Here is an 18,545-nt window from a genome sequence, read left to right on the forward strand (position 1 = left end):
CGGGGTCCCGGGTCTGCGGAGCAGCGCTGCGCGCTGCACCGCGCCCGGGACACGGGGGCGGGGTGGTTGATGCAACCGCAGCCGCCCGGAATTTGCCTCTCTGGCCCGGGCCGGATATGACGTCGGCCTCAACAACGACCTTCAGAGAGGCGCCCGAGCGACATGCGGATTCTGTGCACCAATGACGATGGCATCCATGCGCCCGGGCTCAAGATGGTCGAGGAGATCGCGCGGGCGCTGTCCGACGACGTCTGGGTGGTGGCGCCGGAGCTCGACCAGTCGGGCGTGTCGCATTCGCTGTCGCTGAACGATCCGCTGCGGCTGCGCGAAGTCGGCCCGCGGCATTTCGCGGTGCGCGGCACGCCGACCGACTGCGTGATCATGGGCGCGCGGCACATCCTCGGCGACAAGGCGCCGGATCTCGTGCTGTCCGGCGTCAACAAGGGCCGCAACGTCGCCGAGGACGTGGTCTATTCCGGCACCATCGCGGGCGCGCTGGAGGGGACCATCCTCGGCTTCCCGTCTTTTGCGCTGTCGCAGGAATTCTCGATCGACACCCGCACTTCGCCGCTGTGGGACACCGCGAAGGCGCACGGTCCGGACATCCTGCGCAAGGCGATCAAGGCCGGCGTGCCGAAGAACACGGTGATCAACATCAATTTCCCGGCCTGCCTGCCGGACGAGGTGCAGGGCGTGCGCGTCACCCGGCAGGGCAAGCGCAATCAGGGCTTCCTGAAGATCGATCAGCGCCACGACGGACGCGGCAATCCGTATTACTGGATCGGATTCGAGCGCATTCTGGTCGCCGACATGCCGGCCGAAGGCACCGATCTCGCCGCGCTCGCGGCGCGCTACGTCTCGGTGACGCCGCTCCGTCTCGACCGCACCGACGAAGCGTTCTCGGCGACGCTGGCACAGACGCTGGGGTGAAGCGGGGTCACGACAAGTGACCCTGCCTGAACGGTTTCACGTGGCCGCGGATCACGAACTGGCCCGTGAGGCGGCCGAGCGGCTGTTTGAGTCGATGCAGGCGCAGCTCGTTGCCGTTCTCCCCGCGACCTGCGAGGTCCTTCACATCGGCGCCACGGCCGTGCCGGGCTGTCTCACCAAAGGCGACCTCGACATCGTCGTGCGAGTGAAACGTGAGGATTTCGAAGCCGCGGAAGCGGCGCTCGCCGCTAGGTTCGCGCGCAACTCGGGCTCAATCCAGACCGATGCGTTCGCTGCCTTCGAGGACGAGGCCTGCACGCCTCATCTGGGCATCCAGCTCACCGTGAAGGGCGGGGAGCTGGACATCTTTCACCGCTTCGTCGCGGCCTTGCGCGCCGATCCGGTTCTGGTGAGCCGCTACAATGCGCTGAAGATCGCGCACGATGGTCAGCCGATGGACGATTATCGGGCTGCGAAAGACGCGTTCGTGACGAATGTTCTGCGCCTCGCTTCGAGCGAGCCGCGCAATGAGTGAGGGACTTTAAACCGCCCCCCGCAGGGTGCTGTCGAGCGCCTTTTTCAGCGACTCGATCTGGAATGGCTTCTGCAGCGCAGGGCGGTCGCGGTAGTCCTCGGGAACGCCCTGGGTGCCATAGCCGGTGGCGAAGATGAACGGGCGGTTGCGGGCCTTGAGCACGTCGGCGACCGGCGAAATCACCTTGCCGTTGACGTTGACGTCGAGAATCGCGACGTCGAAGTCGGTAGTGCCGGCGAGCTTGACGGCTTCATTGATCTCGCCGGTTTCGGCGGCGACGCTGAAGCCGAGCTCTTCCAGCATGTCGACGACCATCATCCTGATCATGGCCTCGTCTTCCACCAGGAAGACGGTGCCGGCCGGCTTGTCGATCGTCATCGGATCATTCCCTTGGAAGCCGCCCGCAATCTGGGTCGGCTGGTGGCGACAAACTCGCAAATATACCGGTAGGACGCAATCTCAACCTTCCGCCGCTCGCCCGGAGTGCAACACAGGCTTGCCAGAATTCCGGCAGCAATCCAACAATTTGATGGAATCGGGCAATCGCGGCGGAACGCCGCTGATTCGTGCCGGTCAGCGAGAGGGTGATGCACAGTTCCGTAGCGGCTCCGCCGGAAAAGATGATGTTCCAGCTGAGCCTGCGGCGGCGCGGGATCAGCGACCGCGGCGTGCTGCAGGCGATGGAGGCGGTGCCGCGCGATCGCTTCGTCGATCCGATTCATCGGCCCAACGCGTGGCGTGACACCGCGCTGCCGATTCCGTGCGGCCAGACGCTGAGCCAGCCGTTCGTCATCGCCTACATGACCGAGCAGCTCCGCATCGAGCCCGCCCACCGCGTGCTCGAGATCGGTACCGGCTCCGGCTATCACGCCGCGGTGCTGTCGCGGCTGGCGCAAAGCGTGGTCAGCGTCGAGCGGTTCAGGACGCTGGCCGACCGCGCACGGGGGCGGCTGCGCGAGCTGAACTACGGGAATGTCGAGGTGCTGCTGGCCGACGGCTTCGCGCTGCCGGACGGTCAGGGCACGTTCGACCGTATCCTGGTCACCGTCGCCGTGGCCGAGATGCCGCAGTCGCTGCTCGACCTGCTCGACCCGGGCGGCGTGCTGATCGCGCCGATCGGGCCCGCGAGCGGCCGCCAGACGCTGATCCGCGTGCAGCGCAAGGACGACGAGCTGATCCGCCGGCCGCTGGTCGACGTCCGCTTCGTCGCGGCGCTACCGGGCGTCGCCCGCGAGCTGTGACACGCGTGCATCAAAGCGTGTCGTCAAGGCCCGTCTCGGCTCAGGCTTAAAGCGTTGTTTACTCCGTACGTGTTTACTCAATTTACCTTGAGTTGCGTATGAGTGAGTAACCATGTCCCGCGTAGTCGAGTTGCTTTGCTCGCGTCGGGCTCCGCAGATGGCGGTGCTGGCGTTTGTGTCGGTCGGATTCAGCGCCTGTAGCGCGGACATGCAGACCCGCTTCCAGCAGGCGCCGTTCGGGCCTGTGGAATCCACCGGGTCGGTGCAGCAGCGGCCGCAGCCGCAGCGTTACGCCGAACCGCGCGAGCTGCCGCAATATGCGCGCCCGCAATATCAGCCCGCCCAGCCGCAGTATCAGTCGCAGGCCCTGCCGCCGATCTCGGCGCCGGCTTCCTATCCGGTGGCGGGTGGGGGCAACGGCATGTCCGGCGGGGGACGCGGTGTGGCGTCCTACGAGCCGCCGCCGCGTTACGAGGCTCCGGCCCGTCCGGTCGAGGCGACCGGCACGGTCGCGCCGCGCTCGGTCGCCGCCGCGCGTCCGGCCCCGGCGCCCGCCGCCGGCACCACCATCATCGTCGGCACCAGCGACACGCTGGAAGGCCTGTCGCGCCGCTACAACGTCTCGACCGCCGAGATCCTGCACGCCAACGGCTACAAGGGGCCGCGCCGCCTGCAGCCCGGCCAGTCGCTGGTGATCCCGCAGCGGACCGCCGCGGTCCAGGCTCCGGTCGCGGCGCCGCCGGCCGCGCGCCCGGTCGCCGCCGCTCCGGCGATGGCGCCTGCGCGGGTGCACTACGTCAACAGCGGCGACACGCTGATGAGCCTGTCCCGCCGCAACAACGTCTCGCTGTCCGAGCTGGCGCGGGCCAACAATCTGTCGACCACGGCGCACCTGAAGCCGGGCATGAAGATCAACATCCCGGGCGGGCAGGCGACCGCGATGGCCGCCCCGGTGGCTGCTGCGCCGGCTCCCGTCGCCCAGGCGCCGGCGCCGATCGCGGCTGCCCCGGTCCGGATGGCGACTGCGGTCCCGGCCGAGCCGGTGCAGAAGGCCCGCATGGTGGCGCCGACCGAAACGCCGGCTGCGGCCGAGCCGGCCGAGGCTTCGCCGGTGAAGGCGGCCGAAGCCACCGGCGCGCTGCCGAGCTTCCGCTGGCCGGTGCGTGGCCGCGTCATCACCGCGTACGGCGCCAAGACCAACGGCAAGTCCAACGACGGCATCAACCTCGCGGTGCCGGAAGGCACCCCGATCAAGGCGGCCGAAGACGGCGTCGTGGCCTATTCGGGCAACGAGCTGAAGGGCTACGGCAACCTCGTGCTGGTGCGTCACTCCAACGGCTACGTCACCGCCTACGCCCATGCCAGCGAGCTGATGGTCAAGCGCGGCGAAACCATCAAGCGCGGCCAGGTCATCGCGAAATCCGGACAGTCCGGCGAAGTGGGCTCACCGCAGCTGCACTTCGAGATCCGCAAGGGATCGTCCCCGGTCGATCCGCTCAAGTTCCTCAACGGCGCCTGAGCAACGCCGTCGAGAGAAACTGCCTGACAGACTGGATGCCCGGCGCCAATGCCGGGCATTTTTGTTTTGCGGGTGTTCTCTGCCGTGTCCAGGACAAGACGCGCAAGCGTCGCAGATCCGGGGCCCCGGTTACTTCTCGCCGGCGGCGGGCGCCGAAAACCGGGGCCCCGGATCTGCGGCGCAACCCGCCGCGAGCGGCGCGTTGCGCCTTGTCCGGGGCACGTGACGGATTGTTATCTCGCGTCGCGCTGCCCCTCGAGCCGGCCGGCTCGGGCGAGCCGCACGGCGATATCCGCTCATCCGTGTCCCGGACAAGACGCGCAGCGTCGCAGATCCGGGACCCCGGTTGCTGCCGATCGTCCGATAGCTTGGGAGCGGTGAAGCCGGCGGCCGACTTGTTACTTGACGTCGAACTTGTAGGAGGCCTGCAGGAAGCTGCCGTAGCGCTCGACGCGGATCGGCAGCAACTGCGTGGGCACCGGGCTGCCGAAACCCGCCGTCTCGACATCGGTCGCCCACATCGCCCAGTAGCGGCCGCCGACACCGACGTTGAAATTCGGCGTCACTTCGTAGCTGAGGATCGCTTCCAGCTGCACGCCCTGTCCGACGCCCCAGGCCGGCGAATCCTTGACGCCGACGTCGGTCCTGTTGTGATGGATGTCGAGCGCCGAGATGTGGGTGTAGGGCAGGTAGGCGGCGTCGAGCGACAGCTTCGCTCCGGGCGCTACCGTCAGGCTGCCGTTCGCGCCGATCCGCAGCGAATGCCAGTCTTCGTTCTGGGTGATCGCGATCTGGTTCGTCGGAAATGGCACCGAACAGGGTGAGGCAAAACCGACCAGAGCGATCTGCTCGCAACCGAAGGAATCCTTCCGGTCGCGGTAGAAGTTGTAGCCCGCGAATATGCCGAGCTTGCCGGACGCATGACTCACGAGGTCGATGCCGGCATCCAGGGTCGCGTAGGCGATCGTGCCGGTGACCTTGGCGTGCGACGTGTTTGAATACGCCGCCGCGAAGTCGGGATCGGTCGGGAACCAGTCCTCGTCGTTCATCTTCCCGGCGACCAGACCGCCGCCGCCGGCGAAGCCTTTCACGAACAGCTTGCGCGGACTGTCGATCCGCCAGAACACTTCGCCCGAATGCCCCTCGCTCTCGTAGGTGAGACGGGAGACGAGATGGTTCTGCTGCGCCGTGATGGTGTTCAGCGTGAGGTCGTTCTGATAGCGCCCGTGGCTGTACCAATAGCGCGCGCCGACGTCGACCTGCCACCCCGACCCGGAGGGCACCGGTGCCGTGAGCGGGAGAAAACCGACCGCTTCGTCGGCGCCAGCGGGGCGGCCGAAATAGTAGTTGAGACCGAGCTTCACCAGATGTGCGTCCTGCCGGGCGCTGGTCGGCGAGCCGAGCGTGTTCTGCAGGCTGGTGATGTCACCAGGGGTCTGCAGAATTCCGCCGCCAGGACTATCGATCCCGCGCGTGCCGAAATTGGCGTAGTCGTATTCGGCGCGGACCGCCCAGCGCGACGACAGCGCATGCTCGATGCCGGCGCCGACGGTCCAGCCCCACCGGGTCGCGTTGAGATTCGTGGCGGGCTGCTCCAAGTAGTCGGACGCATTGGTGGTGATCGTCAGGTCGCCGACCAGAAACGCCGCGCCGCCTTTGACATAAACCAGCGAACGTCCCTGTGGCCCGAACGCCTGTCCGAACCGGCCGGTGAGGGTGCCGATCGCGTGTTCGCGCACACGGCAGTTCGCCGACACGAAGTGACCCGAATAGGCCAGGCAGGTATCGGTGCCGTCGGCATCGAGCGCCGTTGCATCGACCTCCACGCCGAGCACCCAGGGCGAGCCCGGCAGCTGCCAATTATAGCCCGCCTGCAGGCCTCCGAGGGCCTTCGGGACTCTCACCGTATCGCCGTAGATCGAGGGGCCGTAGGGATTGTCGACCTTGGTGGTTCCATATCCGGCGCCGAGATGGGCGCCGAGATAAAAGCCGGTCCAGTTCCAGGCGGCATTCAGGGGAGCGGGCGACGGGCGCGCGATATCCGATGCCTGGGCGGCGCCGCAGGAAGCGGCCAGCGCCGTGGAGAGACCGATAATGGATTTGCGCACGCCAGTTCCCCCGTTTGCCCCGATCCGACATCGCCGTCCCTGCGACCGCGATGTACGAATCATATGAGCAGTTTGGAACGGTTGGCGCCGTTTTCGAAGCGGATCGTAATCGAGGCGATTACTTGACCACGATTACTTGGTATCGAGCCGCACCTTCAGCCGCCCCGCGAGGTCCTGGACGAACTGCCAGGCGACGCGGCCGGAGCGCGAGCCGCGCGTGGTCGACCACTCCAGGGCCTCACGTTCGAGTTGCTCGTCGTCGATCGCCACGCCGAAATGGCCGCAATAGCCACGGACCATCGCCAGGAATTCATCCTGGCTGCATTTGTGGAAGCCCAGCCAGAGGCCGAACCGGTCCGACAACGACACTTTCTCTTCGACCGCTTCGCCCGGATTGATCGCGGTCGAGCGCTCGTTCTCCACCATCTCGCGCGCCAGCAGGTGGCGGCGATTCGAGGTGGCATAGAGAATCACGTTGTCTGGCCGGCCTTCGATGCCGCCTTCGAGCACGGCCTTGAGCGACTTGTAGGACGCGTCGTTGCCGTCGAACGACAGGTCATCGCAGAACACGATGAAGCGATACTCCGAGGCGCGCAGCAGCGTCATCAGCGCCGGCAGGCTTTCGATGTCCTCGCGGTGGATTTCGATCAGCTTCAGGTTGCCGGCGACGTCGGGTCGTGCGTTGACATGCGCGTGAGCGGCTTTCACCAGCGACGATTTGCCCATGCCACGCGCGCCCCACAACAAGGCGTTGTTGGCGGGCAGGCCGGTCGCGAACCGCTCGGTATTTTCGATCAGGGTGTCGCGCATCCGGTCGACGCCCTGCAGCAGCGACAGGTCGACCCGGCTGACCCGGGGAACCGGCGCGAGGCGTCCCTCGGGATGCCAGATGAAGGCTTCCGCGGAGGCCAGCGCGGCGTCGGCCGGCGGGGCCGAAGTGCCGGCCAGATGGGCCGAAATGCCTTCCAGCGCGTGTGCGATACGCTCCAGCAGGACGCTGTCGAGCGGCGCGGCGGCGGGTTTGGCAGCCGGGCTGCGGCGCTTGGCTGAGGCCACGCGGGCGGGCTTGCGGGCGGCTGATTTCGGGGCGGGGCGGGCGGAGCGGGATTTGGTTGTCTTGGCCATTCTTGCACTTCCTGACGGCGCAGCCATATCGGGCTGTGGCACCCCGGGCAAGCCGCGGAAACGGGACGCCGTCAAGGAGGTGGCAGCGTTGCAATTGGGACCGCGGCCGCTATAGTCCGCGCGAATTTGCGCCCCCCGGACGTCGCCCCCGCGCCGTGCCGGCTCGCTTGTTTTCACGGGGAATCCGGATGTTTGTTACTCCTGCGTTTGCTCAGGCCGCTGCCGCTGGCGGCGACGCCAACAGCATGCTGATGTCGCTGCTGCCGTTCGCGCTGATCTTCGTCATCATGTATTTCCTGATTCTGCGCCCGCAGCAGCGGAAGGTGAAGGAGCACGCCGAACTGGTGAAGAACGTCCGCCGCGGCGACACCATCATCACCTCGGGCGGTCTGGTCGGCAAGGTCACCAAGGTGATCGACGACGATACCGTGGAATTCGAAGTCGCCGACGGCGTGCGGGCGCGTCAGATGCGCCAGATGATCACCGGCGTGCGCAGCAAGGGCGAGCCGGTCAAGGATGTGCCGGAAAAGGGCAAAGGCAAGAAGGACACCGCCAAGGAGAGCGAGGCCAAGGCTGACACCAAGGTCGAGCCCGCCAAGGACGACACCGCATCGAGCTGATGCGGACGCTGCGCCTTCCAGGTTTCTGACGGGACAACTCGATGCTGTATTTTACACGGTGGAAGGCGCTGGCGGTCATTGTGACGGCGCTGGTGGTCTGCCTTTGCGCCGTTCCGAACTTCTTCCCCGAACATACCGTCAAGACCTGGCCGAAATGGGCGCAGCGCCATCTGGTGCTGGGCCTCGATCTGCAGGGCGGCTCGCATATCCTGCTGGAGGTCGACGCCAATTCGGTCAAGAAGGACAAGCTGGAATCGGTGCGCGACGATGCCCGCCGCGTGCTGCGTGAGGCCCGGATTGCCTATACCGGCCTGGCGCTGAAGGGCGATGTCGTCGAGGTCAAGATCAGCAAGGACAGCGACGTTCCGCAGGCCCTGACCAAGTTGCGCGAACTGTCGCAGCCGCTCGGCGGCCTGATGGGCTCGAGCGGCCAGCGCAGCCTTGAGGTCGCCGACGCCGGCGGCGGCGTGATCCGGCTGACTGTGCCGCAGGCGGCGATCGCCGAGCGCGTCCGCCAGTCGGTCGACCAGTCGATCCAGATCGTCGAACGCCGCGTCAACGAGCTCGGCACCGTCGAGCCGCTGATCCAACGCCAGGGCGCCGACCGCATTCTGGTCCAGGTGCCGGGTCTGCAGGATCCGACCCGCCTCAAGGAGCTGCTCGGCAAGACCGCCAAGCTCGACTTCCGCATGGTCGATTCGTCGGTGTCGCCGGACCAGGCGCTGGCCGGCCGCGCGCCGCCGGATTCCGACGTGCTGATGAGCGCGCAGGCGCCGAAAACGCCGTATGTGATCAAGAAACAGGTGCTGGTGTCCGGCGCCGACCTGACCGACGCGCAGCCGGGCTTCGACCAGCGCACCAGCGAGCCGATCGTCAGCTTCCGCTTCAACACCAATGGCGCCCGCAAATTCGCCCGCGCCACGACTGAAAACGTCGGCCAGCCGTTCGCCATCGTGCTCGACAACGAGGTTATCTCGGCGCCGGTGATCCGCGAGCCGATCACTGGCGGCTCCGGCCAGATCTCGGGCAACTTCACGGTGCAGCAGGCCAACGATCTCGCCATCCTGCTGCGCGCCGGCGCGCTGCCGGCGCCGCTGACGATCATCGAGGAACGCACCGTCGGTCCCGGCCTCGGCGCGGACTCGATCGCCAAGGGCGAGCTCGCCGCCTATGTCGGCTCGATCCTCGTCATCATCTTCATGCTGCTGACCTACCGGCTGTTCGGCGTGTTCGCCAACATCGCCGTGGCGGTCAACGTCGCGATGATCTTCGGCGTGCTGTCGCTGCTCAACGCGACGCTGACGCTGCCCGGCATCGCCGGCATCGTGCTCACCGTCGGCATCGCGGTCGACTCCAACGTGCTGATCTACGAGCGCATCCGCGAGGAGCTGCGCGCCGGCCGCAACGCGATCTCGGCGATCGACGCCGGCTTCAAGCGGGCGCTGGCGACGATTCTCGACTCCAACATCACCACCTTCATCGCCGCCGCGGTGCTGTTCTACATCGGCACCGGCCCGGTGCGCGGCTTCGCCGTCACCTTCGGCATCGGCATCATCACCACCGTGTTCACCGCCTTCACCGTGACCCGGCTGATCGTCGCCGCCTGGGTCCGCTGGAAGCGGCCGCAGGTCGTGCCGGTCTGACGACGCTAATCCGAGAGAGCTGCAAGTGACATCGACACAGTGGGTTTTGATCGGGCTGGGCGCGCTGGTGACGGTGCTGACGATCGTCAGCATCATGGGCTGGCTGCCGTCGCTGCGGATCGTCCCGGACAACACGCATTTCGACTTCACCCAATTCCGGCGGATCAGCTTCCCGATCTCGGCGGTGCTGTCGATCGCCGCGATCACGCTGTTCTTCACCCACGGGCTGAACTTCGGCATCGACTTCAAGGGCGGCACGCTGCTTGAGGTGAGGGCGCATTCCGGCGCGGCTGATATCGCGGGGATGCGGCAGACGCTGAGCAAGCTCGATCTCGGCGACGTTCAGCTGCAGCAATTCGGCGGCCCGGCCGAGGTGCTGATCCGCGTGGCGCAGCAGCCCGGCGGCGACCAGGCGCAGCAGGCGGCGGTGCAGAAGGTGCGCGCGGCGCTCGGCGACTCCGTCGACTATCGCCGCGTCGAGGTGGTCGGCCCGCGCGTTTCCAGCGAGCTGCTGGCGTTCGGTATGCTCGGCCTCATCCTGGCGATCCTGGGCATCCTGATCTATCTGTGGTTCCGCTTCGAATGGCAGTTCGCGCTCGGCGCGATGATCGCCAACGTCCACGACATCGTGCTGACGATCGGCTTCATGTCGATCAGCCAGGTCGATTTCGACCTGACATCGATCGCGGCGCTCTTGACCATTCTCGGCTACTCGCTGAACGACACCGTCGTGATCTACGACCGTATCCGCGAGATGCTGCGGCGCTACAAGAAGATGCCGATGCCGCAGCTCTTGAACGAGTCGATCAACTCGACGCTGTCGCGCTCGATCATCACCCACGTCACCGTGACGCTGGCCCTGCTGGCGCTGTTCCTGTTCGGCGGGCAGGCGATCCACTCCTTCACCGCCGTGATGATCTTCGGCGTGGTGCTGGTCGGCACCTACACGTCGATCTTCATCGCGGCGCCGATCCTGATCTATCTCGGCGTCGGCACCCACCGGCTCGACACGCCGGACGATCAGCCGGAACTCCCGGAGCCGGCCGCGGCGGTTGCGGCCCCCGCGGCTGCGCCGGCGGCGAAGAAGCCCGCCAAGGCCGGCAAGTCAGGGAAGCGCTGAGTTTGGCGGACCGCTCCGAGATCCCGCATTTTCCCCGGACGGCGTCCGTCGACGCCTATGGCAAAGGCGGGTTCTATTTCGGCGACATGTCGCATGTCGGCTCGCTGCTGTTTCTGCCGGACGCGGTGTGGGGCTGGGACGTCACCCGGCCCGACCAGATCGACCGCTATGCGCTGCAGCGCGTGTTCGACAATGCGAACGCGATCGAAACGCTGATCGTCGGCACCGGCACCGACGTCTGGATCGCGCCGCGGCCGCTGCGGGAGCAACTTCGCGCCGTCGGCATCGTTCTGGATACGATGCAGACCGGACCCGCCGTGCGGACCTACAACATCATGATCGGCGAACGCCGCCGGGTTGCGGCCGCGCTGATCGCGGTGCCATGAGCGAGCCCGGCGGCGAGACCGGCGCGGCGTTGTGCGCCGCCTTGGTGCGAGGCGCCGATTTCGACCGCTACGCCGCGACGCTGTTCGTCGATCCGCCGGTGCGGCGATCGCTGTTGGCATTGTATGCGTTCAACACCGAGATCGTCCGCGTGCGCGAACAGGTCAGCCAGCCGCTGCCCGGCGAGATTCGGCTGCAATGGTGGGCCGACACGCTGGCCGGCAGCGGCCACGGCGGCGTCGAGGGCAATCCGGTCGCGGCCGAACTGCTGCGCGCCGTCGGCCAGCACGCGCTGCCGGTGGCGGCGCTGTCGCAGTTGATCGAGGCGCATTTCTTCGACCTCTACAACGATCCGATGCCGGACGTGGCGGCGCTCGAGGCCTACGCCGCCGATACCGATGGCACGCTGCTGGCGCTCGCCGCACGGATCGTCGATCAGGGCTCGGGCGCGATCGACCATCTCGCCCGCCACGCCGGCATGGCGCTGGGCCTGACGCGGGCCATCGCGCGGTTGCCATTCGACGCCTCGCGGCGCCAGCTGTTCCTGCCGCTCGATTTGCTCCAGCGCCACGGCAGCAACGAAGCGGACGCCTATGCGGGCAAGGAGACGCCGGCGCTGCGCCAAGCGCTTAATGACCTCATCGCCATTGCGCTGGAGCACCTCGACGCTGCCCAGCAGTTGCTCGCCGAAGCCCCTCCGGCCGCCCGGCGCACCTTCCTGCCCCTGGCGCTCGCCCGCCGCGACCTCGGCGTGATGGCTGAGGCCGACACCGATTTGTTCGCGCCGTTCGATCGCGCGCGGCTGACGACGCTGTGGACCCTATGGAAGGCGTCACGCTCGCGCAGCTTCCGCTGATGCGCGGGCCTCCCCGGAAATAACCGTGCCCCGGACAAGGCGCAGCGCCGCTCGCGGCGGTGCGCCGCAGATCCGGGGCCCCGGTTTTAGTGCTTCCCCAACCCCTTCCGCGCGAGGTTGATGGCGTTGAACCGGGGTCCCGGATCTGCGGCGACGCGCTGGGCGCGCCGCCTTGTCCGGGACACAGGGGTGAGGTGGTGGAGTGAAACTACGCTGCGGCTGCTGTTCGCGGCAGGGCCTCGGCGATCCATCCGTCCATCTCGGCCAGCGCGCGGGCGCTGAGGGCCTGCTTCTTGGCGACGGACTTTTCCGGGCCGCGGAGCTTCTTGCCGTCGGGGCCTTTGGTCGGCGGATTGGCCAGCGGCGGGAACAGGCCGAAATTGATGTTCATCGGCTGGAAGGAGCGCGGGCCGGCGTCGATCGTTTCGATGTGGCCGCCGGTGATGTGGCCGAGCAGGGCGCCGAGCGCCGTGGTCGGTGGCGGCGCGGTCAGCGGCGTCCCGAGCGCATCGGCCGCCGCGGCGAGGCCGGCGAACAGGCCGACGGCGGCGGATTCGACGTAGCCCTCGCAGCCGGTCATCTGGCCGGCGAAGCGCAGCCGCGGCGCCGCGCGCAGCCGCAGGCTCTCATCGAGCAGCTTCGGCGAGTTCAGAAACGTGTTGCGATGCAGTCCGCCAAGCCTTGCGAATTCAGCGTTTTCCAGCCCCGGGATGGTCCTGAAAACACGCTGCTGGGCACCGTAATTCAGCTTGGTCTGGAAACCGACCATGTTGAACAGGGTACCAAGCTTGTTGTCCTGGCGGAGCTGGACGATGGCGTAGGGCTTCACCGTCGGATTGTGCGGATTGGTCAGGCCGACCGGCTTCATCGGCCCGTGACGCAGCGTCTCGCGGCCGCGCTCGGCCATCACCTCGATCGGCAGGCAGCCGTCGAAATACGGCGTGTCCTTTTCCCAGTCCTTGAAGTCGACCTTCTCGCCGGCGATCAGCGCGTCGACGAAGGCGTCATACTGCTCGCGACTCATCGGACAGTTGAGATAGTCGGCGCCGGTGCCGCCGGGGCCGGCCTTGTCGTAGCGCGACTGAAACCAGGCGATCGACATATCGATCGAGTCGCGATGCACGATCGGCGCAATGGCGTCGAAGAACGCCAGCGCGGATTCGTCGGTCAGTGCCCGGATCGCCTCGGCGAGCGGCGCCGAGGTCAGCGGCCCGGTGGCGACGATGACGTTGCCCCAATCCTCCGGCGGCAGGCCGGCAATCTCTTCGCGGCGGATTTCGATCAGCGGATGCTCGGCCAGCGCCTTGCTCACCGCGGCCGAAAACCCATCGCGATCGACCGCCAGCGCGCCGCCGGCCGGCACCTGATTGGCGTCGGCCGCGCGCATGATTAGCGAGCCGAGCTTGCGCATCTCGGCATGCAGCACGCCGACCGCGTTGTTGGCGGCGTCGTCGGAGCGGAAGGAATTGGAGCAGACCAGTTCGGCCAAACCGTCGGTCTTATGCGCCTCGGTCGATCGGTGCGGCCGCATCTCGTGCAGTACGACGCGAACGCCGGCGCGCGCCACCTGCCAGGCGGCTTCGGAGCCGGCGAGGCCGGCGCCGATGATGTGGACGGGATGATGCGAGGTGGGGAGGGTACTGGTCATGCGCTACAGCTAGCGCGTTTCAGCACCGGGTCAATCGTTTCGGACCGGCCATACGTCCCACGATCAGGTCCCGCCTCAGGCGAGGTCCAGATACGACAACGCCCGCAGTGATGCGGGCGTCATCCGTGAACGGGTCGGTTCGGACGGTCAGCCATTAAAGTGACCGGACGCCACGCGCGGAATGTCCGAGCGGTCGAGTCCGATGTCGGCCAGTTCGCGATCGCTGAGCTGCGAGAGTTCAGCGAGGTTGCGCTGATAGTCGCGGAACGCGCGAAGGGCGCGAATGAGCGAAAGCAACATGACGAAGTCTCCTTGTGTCGCGGTTCAGTCCTTCGGAAGGGGCCGAACCGTTGATCGGAATATAGGGGCGACTCGCCGAAACCAGCAGCGAAAATGTTGCACCGCAGCTAAGCGATATTGGTATACCTTCGACAAGGAATGATTAACCGTTTCGGCGCAGCTCGCCGCCCGCCCCAAGACGCCGCGAGTTCGTCACGGTTGGCTCACATTCGGCCTATTTAGGAGATATAGTGCATTTCGAAGGTGTGATGATGCCTTCTGAAGCCTCTAAAATCCCGGGAAGCATGCAGGAATTTTCCGACCCGGGGGCTGAGCGGGTTAAGCTATCGGCGCAATTGTCGTGAAGTCCATGCCTTAAACGCATAATGAACTCGTATTCATGCGAGCAGTTAAATTGATCTGCCGCAATGCACAATCGTCCGGAAGCGCGGCGCCGCCGTTTGGCGCCGACGCTTCCGGATCGGGCGTGCCGGCCCTCAGCCCTCGCTGCGTGGCTTCCATTGCAGCAGGGTCGCCGGGAAATCGGCGGCCGAGCGCCTGATGCGGCGGGACGGACGGATCTGTGGCGGGATCGGGTTCCGCTCGACCGCCCGGCGATAGAGGTGCCAGCTGGCGTGGCCGAGCAACGGAATCACCACCGCGAGGCCGAGGAATGCCGGTAAGGAGCCGAGCACCAGCAGCGCGGCCACGATCAGGCCCCAGGCGGCTATTTGGAGCGGGTTACGCGCCGTGACGCGCAGCGAGGCGGCGATCGCCTCGGCGATGCCGGCCTGACGATCGAGCATCATCGGAAACGACACCACGCTGACGCACAGCGCCGCAATCGCGAACAACAGGCCGATGCCGCAGCCGACGACGATCAGCATCCATCCCTCCGGCGTCGTCAGGACGCGCGCGAGGAAATCCGGGATCGCAGCCGCCGGCGCATAGCCGAAGGCGGAGACATAGATCGCCTGCGCGGTCGCGATCCACACCACGAACACGGCGAGCAGGATCGCGCCGAGCCCGAGCATTGCGCCGAACGACGGTGAGCGCATCACGTCGAAGGCGTGCCACGCGGAGATGTCTTCGCCGGCCTCCCGGCGTCGGCTCAACTCGTACAATCCGAGCGCGGCGAACGGGCCGATCAGCGCGAAGCCGGCGGCGAGCGGAAACAGCAGCGGTAGCACCGAGTAGCCGAGCACGAGCCGCGCCAGCGCCAGACCGAGCACCGGATAGATCACGCACAGCATGATGGCGTGGCTCGGCACCGCCTTGAAGTCCTCCCAGCCGCGACGCAGGGCGTCGTGCAGATCAGCGAAGGCGAGGCGATGAACCATCGGCTCGGCCGCGCGTGTCGTCACTCCGGGACTATCGACAGGGTAGATCGTCGCCATGTTCGTTTCTCCCATGTTGGTACATGTTGCGAACCGGCTCTTGGGCCGAGACCGGCGGGCCGGCTTGGTTCGCGGAAACGATCAGGAACAGTGCACCAGACGCGAGAGCAGAACGATCTGGTCTTGTTGACCCGAGCATGCCGCGAGCTGTGCGTGAAGCTTAGCGCCGTTTGCCGCGATCGCTTGCTCACGCTTCGGTGAGCTTCGATGGATCGATCTCGCGGTGAGTTAGTTGTGCACATGCAGCGTTACGATCGCACACCGCGGTGGATGCGCTGCAGAAATTGATTAGTTCGCTCTGTGATCGGGTCACGTGGGTATTCATCGCACTGCCATATTTGGCAAGGTCACGCCGAGCGGCTAGGCTTCAAGCCGGAGTGCGCGGATCGTCGCCAGCTCCGGCCAACATGGGAGAACGTATGAGCATTTTCGGCAAGATCATGAGCGCGATCTTCGGCAGCAGCGCCGATGCCGCATCGCCCACCGCGCCCAGCGCGAGCGATACGACCACGGCGGGTGCTGGAACCGCACCGGCGCAGACCGCTCCGACCCAGACCGTCGACGTCGCGCCGATCCTCGACAAGGCCGTGGCCGACAAGGGCGAGAAGTTGGAGTGGCGGACCTCGATCGTCGACCTGATGAAAGCCCTTGATATCGACTCCAGCCTGTCGGCGCGCAAGGAACTCGCCAAGGAGCTCGGCTTCACGGGCGACATGAACGACAGCGCCAGCATGAACATCTGGCTGCACAAGCAGGTCATGACCAAGCTCGCCGCCAATGGCGGCAAGCTGCCGGCCGATATCAAGCACTGAGCGCCCGCACAGTCGCTGGAACGACAAGGCCCGCTTCGGCGGGCCTTTATTACGTTGGTCGTGAGGATGCGGGTAGAAGGGCGACGTGCTACTCGCCAAGCTCGACGGTTTGCCGGATTTGTCGATCAAGATCGTCTGATGACTCCGTGTCCCGGACGCGGTGCAGCACGAAGTGCTGCTCCGCAGATCCGGGACCCCGGTTTGGGTGTTCGGAGAGTTAACCGGGGCCCCGGATCTGCAGCGCATCACGCCGCGAAGGGCGGCGCGCTGCGCTTTGTCCGGGGCACGCGTCACCGCGTCAGGTCGGCATATTCCGGGTGGCTGTCGAGATAATCGGCGACGAAGCCGCAGCCGGCGGTGACCTTCAATCCGTCGGCGCGGATGTGCTCGAGCGCGCCGCGCACCAGGCAGGAGGCGATGCCGCGGCCGCGCAGCGGCGGCGGGGTCTCGGTGTGGGTGATGATGACGCGTCCATTGACGCGGCGATAATTCGCGAACGCGATCTCGCCATGGGCATCGAGCTCGAAGCGGCTTTGCGCCTTGTTGTCACGCACGTCGGCCGCGGTTGTGGTCCCGCTCATGGCATTTCCCCTTAGGTTGCTTTCGCCGTGTTGGCTGTGGTTCCTGCCGCCCCGGCAGCGCCGTGGCCTTCAGGTGTTGTCGCGTCTGCTCATGTCAAGGGTGGTGCGGCATTGCAAGGCGGTCACGGCTGCAATGCGCACCGCTGTGGATGGCTCGTCGCTTCAAGCCATAGGGAGACGCCGGACGCAATACGGGAAATCCCTGAGGCGCGCGATGGTACAGCATCAGACCAACCCCTCGTCCGGAATGTTGAGGATGGTGCCGCACGCCTTGCAATGCACCGCGTCGGCATCGTGGCGCTGCAGCGCGCAGGTCGGGCAGGGGAAGCGCACCTTGTTGGGGCTGATCAGCGCGCGCGCCAGATTGAAGAACAGCGTGACGCCGAAGATCATGATCACCACGGTGATCATCCGCCCCGTCGTGCCCGGCAGCGTGATGTCGCCGAAGCCGGTCGTGGTCAGCGCCGTGACGGTGAAGTACAACGCGTCCGCGTAGTTGGCGATCTGCGGATTGCGGAAGTGCTGGGTCTCGTACACCAGGGCCGTCATCACGAAGATGAAGACCGCGAGATTGGCGATCGCGATCACCACTTCCTCGTTGCGACGGAAGAAGCTGCTGTCGCTGCGCAGCCGCGCCAGCATCTGATAGTCGCGGAGCAGCCGCAGCGTGCGCAGGATGCGCAGGAAGCCGCCGGCTTCGCCGGTCAGCGGCGCCAGGAACGACACGATCGCGACGATGTCGGTCCAGGTCGCGAGCCGGCCGAACTCGCGCAGCGGCCGGCGGCTGGCATAGAGCCGCGCCGCGAAGTCGATCAGGATCAGCGCGCCGAACACGGTGTCGAGCGTCTCGATCAGATCGTGCGGCGGCAGGAACGAGGTGCCGACGATGAACAGCACCGTGACGATGTCGAAGGCGAGCAGGCCGTAGCGGAACGCCACCCCGCGCGGCGAGGCGCCTTCGTAGAGTTCGCGCACGCCGGCGCGGAAATCATGCAGCGTCATGGCGCGGTTGTGGCCGGGACGGGCGGCCGAAGCAAGCCGGCGCGGAGGACGCTCGGCGAGGCCGGAACCGGGTGCGGCGGCAGCTGGTCGGTCGGTGGGGATCATCGCCGCGAATGAACGTCACGCACACCCCTCCGTTCCCGCGGCGCGACGCGCCCGGGTTTTGCGGTGAACGTTCCGCCCTCGGGATCACGAGGGCGCGCGGAACGCCGGGTGCCGATGCACCCGCGGCCTCGTGTGCAGCAAACAAAGCACACGAGTTAGTCACCACGGTCACACCGGACTTGCCCGGCGTTCCGCACGCAGTGGTTTTAACGGCCTGGTTCGACGAAGACCCCTGGTGGGCGGCCCTGAGTAATCCACCATTGTGGGAGGCTGACGCACCGTCCGCGTTCGCCCGAGGAGGTGAGGCCGCCGCCTTGTCGGGTCGGCGGCCGGGCACCTCGGGGCGGGCGCGGCTTGGCGCTGCTCCCTGCGCAAGGACGATGCGCCGGGATATCGCGACTTTGGCCGTCCGGGAGCTGCGCGGGTCGTCGACCCCTGCTCACGCGCCACGGTTACCCGTGAGGCGATCGGAGGCCAGAACGCCTCTCCCGTCCACCGCATCCCGCCCCGCGTCCGTGACGATCGCGAACGCCCCTCGCAGCGAGGCGGGACGAACGGACTATAGTCACAGGTTTATAGTCCTGTCAAGCGGGCGCGATGGACACCCGCGCGGCCGCGGAGCGTCGGTTCGCCCGACGAG

At 66.7% G+C, this 18,545-nt stretch carries 18 protein-coding genes; 10 read left to right on the forward strand and 8 right to left on the reverse strand.

Annotated features, from left to right (window positions below; translation table 11 throughout):
• Positions 1-162: 162 nt before the first annotated feature.
• Together surE and IP86_RS25970 are read left to right on the forward strand one after the other, a co-directional pair.
• The gene (gene surE / locus IP86_RS25965; protein ID WP_054165336.1) at positions 163-930 is read left to right on the forward strand and encodes a 5'/3'-nucleotidase SurE; all 768 of its coding nucleotides are present in this window, start codon (positions 163-165) and stop codon (positions 928-930) included.
• Positions 931-946: 16 nt separating this feature from the next.
• Positions 947-1,465, forward strand: coding sequence for a GrpB family protein (locus IP86_RS25970; RefSeq protein ID WP_054165337.1), 519 nt, complete (start codon positions 947-949; stop codon positions 1,463-1,465).
• A 6-nt stretch (positions 1,466-1,471) separates the two neighbouring features.
• Here the strand turns inward: IP86_RS25970 and IP86_RS25975 are convergent, their stop codons facing one another.
• The gene (locus IP86_RS25975) at positions 1,472-1,843 is read right to left on the reverse strand and encodes a response regulator (protein ID WP_054165338.1); all 372 of its coding nucleotides are present in this window, start codon (positions 1,841-1,843) and stop codon (positions 1,472-1,474) included.
• Positions 1,844-2,052: 209 nt separating this feature from the next.
• On the opposite strand from IP86_RS25975, the gene IP86_RS25980 reads away from it, so the two are divergent.
• Both IP86_RS25980 and IP86_RS25985 read left to right on the forward strand, forming a co-directional pair.
• Complete coding sequence (locus IP86_RS25980; protein ID WP_054165339.1) at positions 2,053-2,706, forward strand: protein-L-isoaspartate(D-aspartate) O-methyltransferase; 654 nt, start codon at positions 2,053-2,055, stop codon at positions 2,704-2,706.
• A 112-nt stretch (positions 2,707-2,818) separates the two neighbouring features.
• Positions 2,819-4,225 (forward strand): LysM peptidoglycan-binding domain-containing M23 family metallopeptidase, encoded by a 1,407-nt coding sequence (locus tag IP86_RS25985; protein ID WP_054165340.1) that lies wholly within the window; start codon positions 2,819-2,821, stop codon positions 4,223-4,225.
• A 398-nt stretch (positions 4,226-4,623) separates the two neighbouring features.
• Here IP86_RS25985 and IP86_RS25990 read toward each other — a convergent pair whose 3' ends face one another.
• Both IP86_RS25990 and IP86_RS25995 read right to left on the reverse strand, forming a co-directional pair.
• Positions 4,624-6,333, reverse strand: coding sequence for an outer membrane beta-barrel protein (locus IP86_RS25990; RefSeq protein ID WP_054165341.1), 1,710 nt, complete (start codon positions 6,331-6,333; stop codon positions 4,624-4,626).
• Positions 6,334-6,465: 132 nt separating this feature from the next.
• Positions 6,466-7,458, reverse strand: a complete 993-nt coding sequence (locus IP86_RS25995) for an ATP-binding protein (RefSeq protein WP_054165342.1) — start codon at positions 7,456-7,458, stop codon at positions 6,466-6,468.
• Between the two features lie 188 nt (positions 7,459-7,646).
• Here IP86_RS25995 and yajC point away from each other — a divergent pair, with 188 nt between their 5' ends.
• The 5 genes from yajC to IP86_RS26020 all read left to right on the forward strand — a co-directional run bounded on the left by yajC (position 7,647) and on the right by IP86_RS26020 (position 12,081).
• On the forward strand, positions 7,647-8,078 hold the full coding sequence (gene yajC, locus IP86_RS26000; RefSeq protein WP_054165343.1) for a preprotein translocase subunit YajC: 432 nt from the start codon (positions 7,647-7,649) through the stop codon (positions 8,076-8,078).
• Between the two features lie 41 nt (positions 8,079-8,119).
• Complete coding sequence (gene secD, locus IP86_RS26005; protein WP_054165344.1) at positions 8,120-9,721, forward strand: protein translocase subunit SecD; 1,602 nt, start codon at positions 8,120-8,122, stop codon at positions 9,719-9,721.
• Positions 9,722-9,815: 94 nt separating this feature from the next.
• Complete coding sequence (gene secF, locus IP86_RS26010; RefSeq protein WP_245290741.1) at positions 9,816-10,841, forward strand: protein translocase subunit SecF; 1,026 nt, start codon at positions 9,816-9,818, stop codon at positions 10,839-10,841.
• A gap of 2 nt (positions 10,842-10,843) precedes the next feature.
• Positions 10,844-11,227, forward strand: coding sequence for an Mth938-like domain-containing protein (locus tag IP86_RS26015; protein WP_054165346.1), 384 nt, complete (start codon positions 10,844-10,846; stop codon positions 11,225-11,227).
• Positions 11,224-12,081 carry a phytoene/squalene synthase family protein gene (locus tag IP86_RS26020; protein WP_054165347.1) on the forward strand — a complete coding sequence of 286 codons (858 nt, stop codon included), beginning with the start codon at positions 11,224-11,226 and terminating at the stop codon, positions 12,079-12,081. Before IP86_RS26015 ends, IP86_RS26020 begins: the two co-directional genes overlap by 4 nt.
• Before the next feature lie 208 nt (positions 12,082-12,289).
• Here the strand turns inward: IP86_RS26020 and trmFO are convergent, their stop codons facing one another.
• The 3 genes from trmFO to IP86_RS26030 all read right to left on the reverse strand — a co-directional run bounded on the left by trmFO (position 12,290) and on the right by IP86_RS26030 (position 15,405).
• The gene (gene trmFO, locus IP86_RS26025; protein WP_054165348.1) at positions 12,290-13,729 is read right to left on the reverse strand and encodes a methylenetetrahydrofolate--tRNA-(uracil(54)-C(5))-methyltransferase (FADH(2)-oxidizing) TrmFO; all 1,440 of its coding nucleotides are present in this window, start codon (positions 13,727-13,729) and stop codon (positions 12,290-12,292) included.
• A gap of 147 nt (positions 13,730-13,876) precedes the next feature.
• Positions 13,877-14,029 carry a DUF1127 domain-containing protein gene (locus IP86_RS28340; RefSeq protein WP_011441614.1) on the reverse strand — a complete coding sequence of 51 codons (153 nt, stop codon included), beginning with the start codon at positions 14,027-14,029 and terminating at the stop codon, positions 13,877-13,879.
• 476 nt (positions 14,030-14,505) lie between these two features.
• Entirely contained in the window at positions 14,506-15,405 is a 900-nt protein-coding gene (locus IP86_RS26030) for a DUF2189 domain-containing protein (RefSeq protein WP_054165349.1), read from the reverse strand.
• A gap of 419 nt (positions 15,406-15,824) precedes the next feature.
• Here IP86_RS26030 and IP86_RS26035 point away from each other — a divergent pair, with 419 nt between their 5' ends.
• Positions 15,825-16,217, forward strand: a complete 393-nt coding sequence (locus tag IP86_RS26035) for a DUF3597 domain-containing protein (protein WP_054165350.1) — start codon at positions 15,825-15,827, stop codon at positions 16,215-16,217.
• A gap of 290 nt (positions 16,218-16,507) precedes the next feature.
• On the opposite strand, the gene IP86_RS26040 is transcribed toward IP86_RS26035, so the two are convergent.
• Together IP86_RS26040 and IP86_RS26045 are read right to left on the reverse strand one after the other, a co-directional pair.
• The gene (locus IP86_RS26040) at positions 16,508-16,798 is read right to left on the reverse strand and encodes a GNAT family N-acetyltransferase (RefSeq protein ID WP_054165351.1); all 291 of its coding nucleotides are present in this window, start codon (positions 16,796-16,798) and stop codon (positions 16,508-16,510) included.
• A gap of 225 nt (positions 16,799-17,023) precedes the next feature.
• On the reverse strand, positions 17,024-17,800 hold the full coding sequence (locus IP86_RS26045; protein WP_054165352.1) for a potassium channel family protein: 777 nt from the start codon (positions 17,798-17,800) through the stop codon (positions 17,024-17,026).
• Positions 17,801-18,545: the final 745 nt, after the last annotated feature.

The organism is Rhodopseudomonas sp. AAP120 (assembly GCF_001295845.1).
Taxonomy (GTDB): domain Bacteria; phylum Pseudomonadota; class Alphaproteobacteria; order Rhizobiales; family Xanthobacteraceae; genus Rhodopseudomonas.

What these genes read in the sequence shown, in the direction of transcription:
- surE (WP_054165336.1), top strand. Translation starts at nt 163, where the DNA reads ATGCGGATTCTGTGCACCAATGACGATGGCATCCATGCGCCCGGGCTC.
- IP86_RS25975 (WP_054165338.1), bottom strand. Translation starts at nt 1,843, where the DNA reads ATGACGATCGACAAGCCGGCCGGCACCGTCTTCCTGGTGGAAGACGAG.
- IP86_RS25980 (WP_054165339.1), top strand. Translation starts at nt 2,053, where the DNA reads ATGCACAGTTCCGTAGCGGCTCCGCCGGAAAAGATGATGTTCCAGCTG.
- IP86_RS25985 (WP_054165340.1), top strand. Translation starts at nt 2,819, where the DNA reads ATGTCCCGCGTAGTCGAGTTGCTTTGCTCGCGTCGGGCTCCGCAGATG.
- IP86_RS25995 (WP_054165342.1), bottom strand. Translation starts at nt 7,458, where the DNA reads ATGGCCAAGACAACCAAATCCCGCTCCGCCCGCCCCGCCCCGAAATCA.
- yajC (WP_054165343.1), top strand. Translation starts at nt 7,647, where the DNA reads ATGTTTGTTACTCCTGCGTTTGCTCAGGCCGCTGCCGCTGGCGGCGAC.
- secD (WP_054165344.1), top strand. Translation starts at nt 8,120, where the DNA reads ATGCTGTATTTTACACGGTGGAAGGCGCTGGCGGTCATTGTGACGGCG.
- secF (WP_245290741.1), top strand. Translation starts at nt 9,816, where the DNA reads ATGGGCTGGCTGCCGTCGCTGCGGATCGTCCCGGACAACACGCATTTC.
- IP86_RS26020 (WP_054165347.1), top strand. Translation starts at nt 11,224, where the DNA reads ATGAGCGAGCCCGGCGGCGAGACCGGCGCGGCGTTGTGCGCCGCCTTG.
- trmFO (WP_054165348.1), bottom strand. Translation starts at nt 13,729, where the DNA reads ATGACCAGTACCCTCCCCACCTCGCATCATCCCGTCCACATCATCGGC.
- IP86_RS28340 (WP_011441614.1), bottom strand. Translation starts at nt 14,029, where the DNA reads ATGTTGCTTTCGCTCATTCGCGCCCTTCGCGCGTTCCGCGACTATCAG.
- IP86_RS26030 (WP_054165349.1), bottom strand. Translation starts at nt 15,405, where the DNA reads ATGGCGACGATCTACCCTGTCGATAGTCCCGGAGTGACGACACGCGCG.
- IP86_RS26035 (WP_054165350.1), top strand. Translation starts at nt 15,825, where the DNA reads ATGAGCATTTTCGGCAAGATCATGAGCGCGATCTTCGGCAGCAGCGCC.
- IP86_RS26040 (WP_054165351.1), bottom strand. Translation starts at nt 16,798, where the DNA reads ATGAGCGGGACCACAACCGCGGCCGACGTGCGTGACAACAAGGCGCAA.
- IP86_RS26045 (WP_054165352.1), bottom strand. Translation starts at nt 17,800, where the DNA reads ATGACGCTGCATGATTTCCGCGCCGGCGTGCGCGAACTCTACGAAGGC.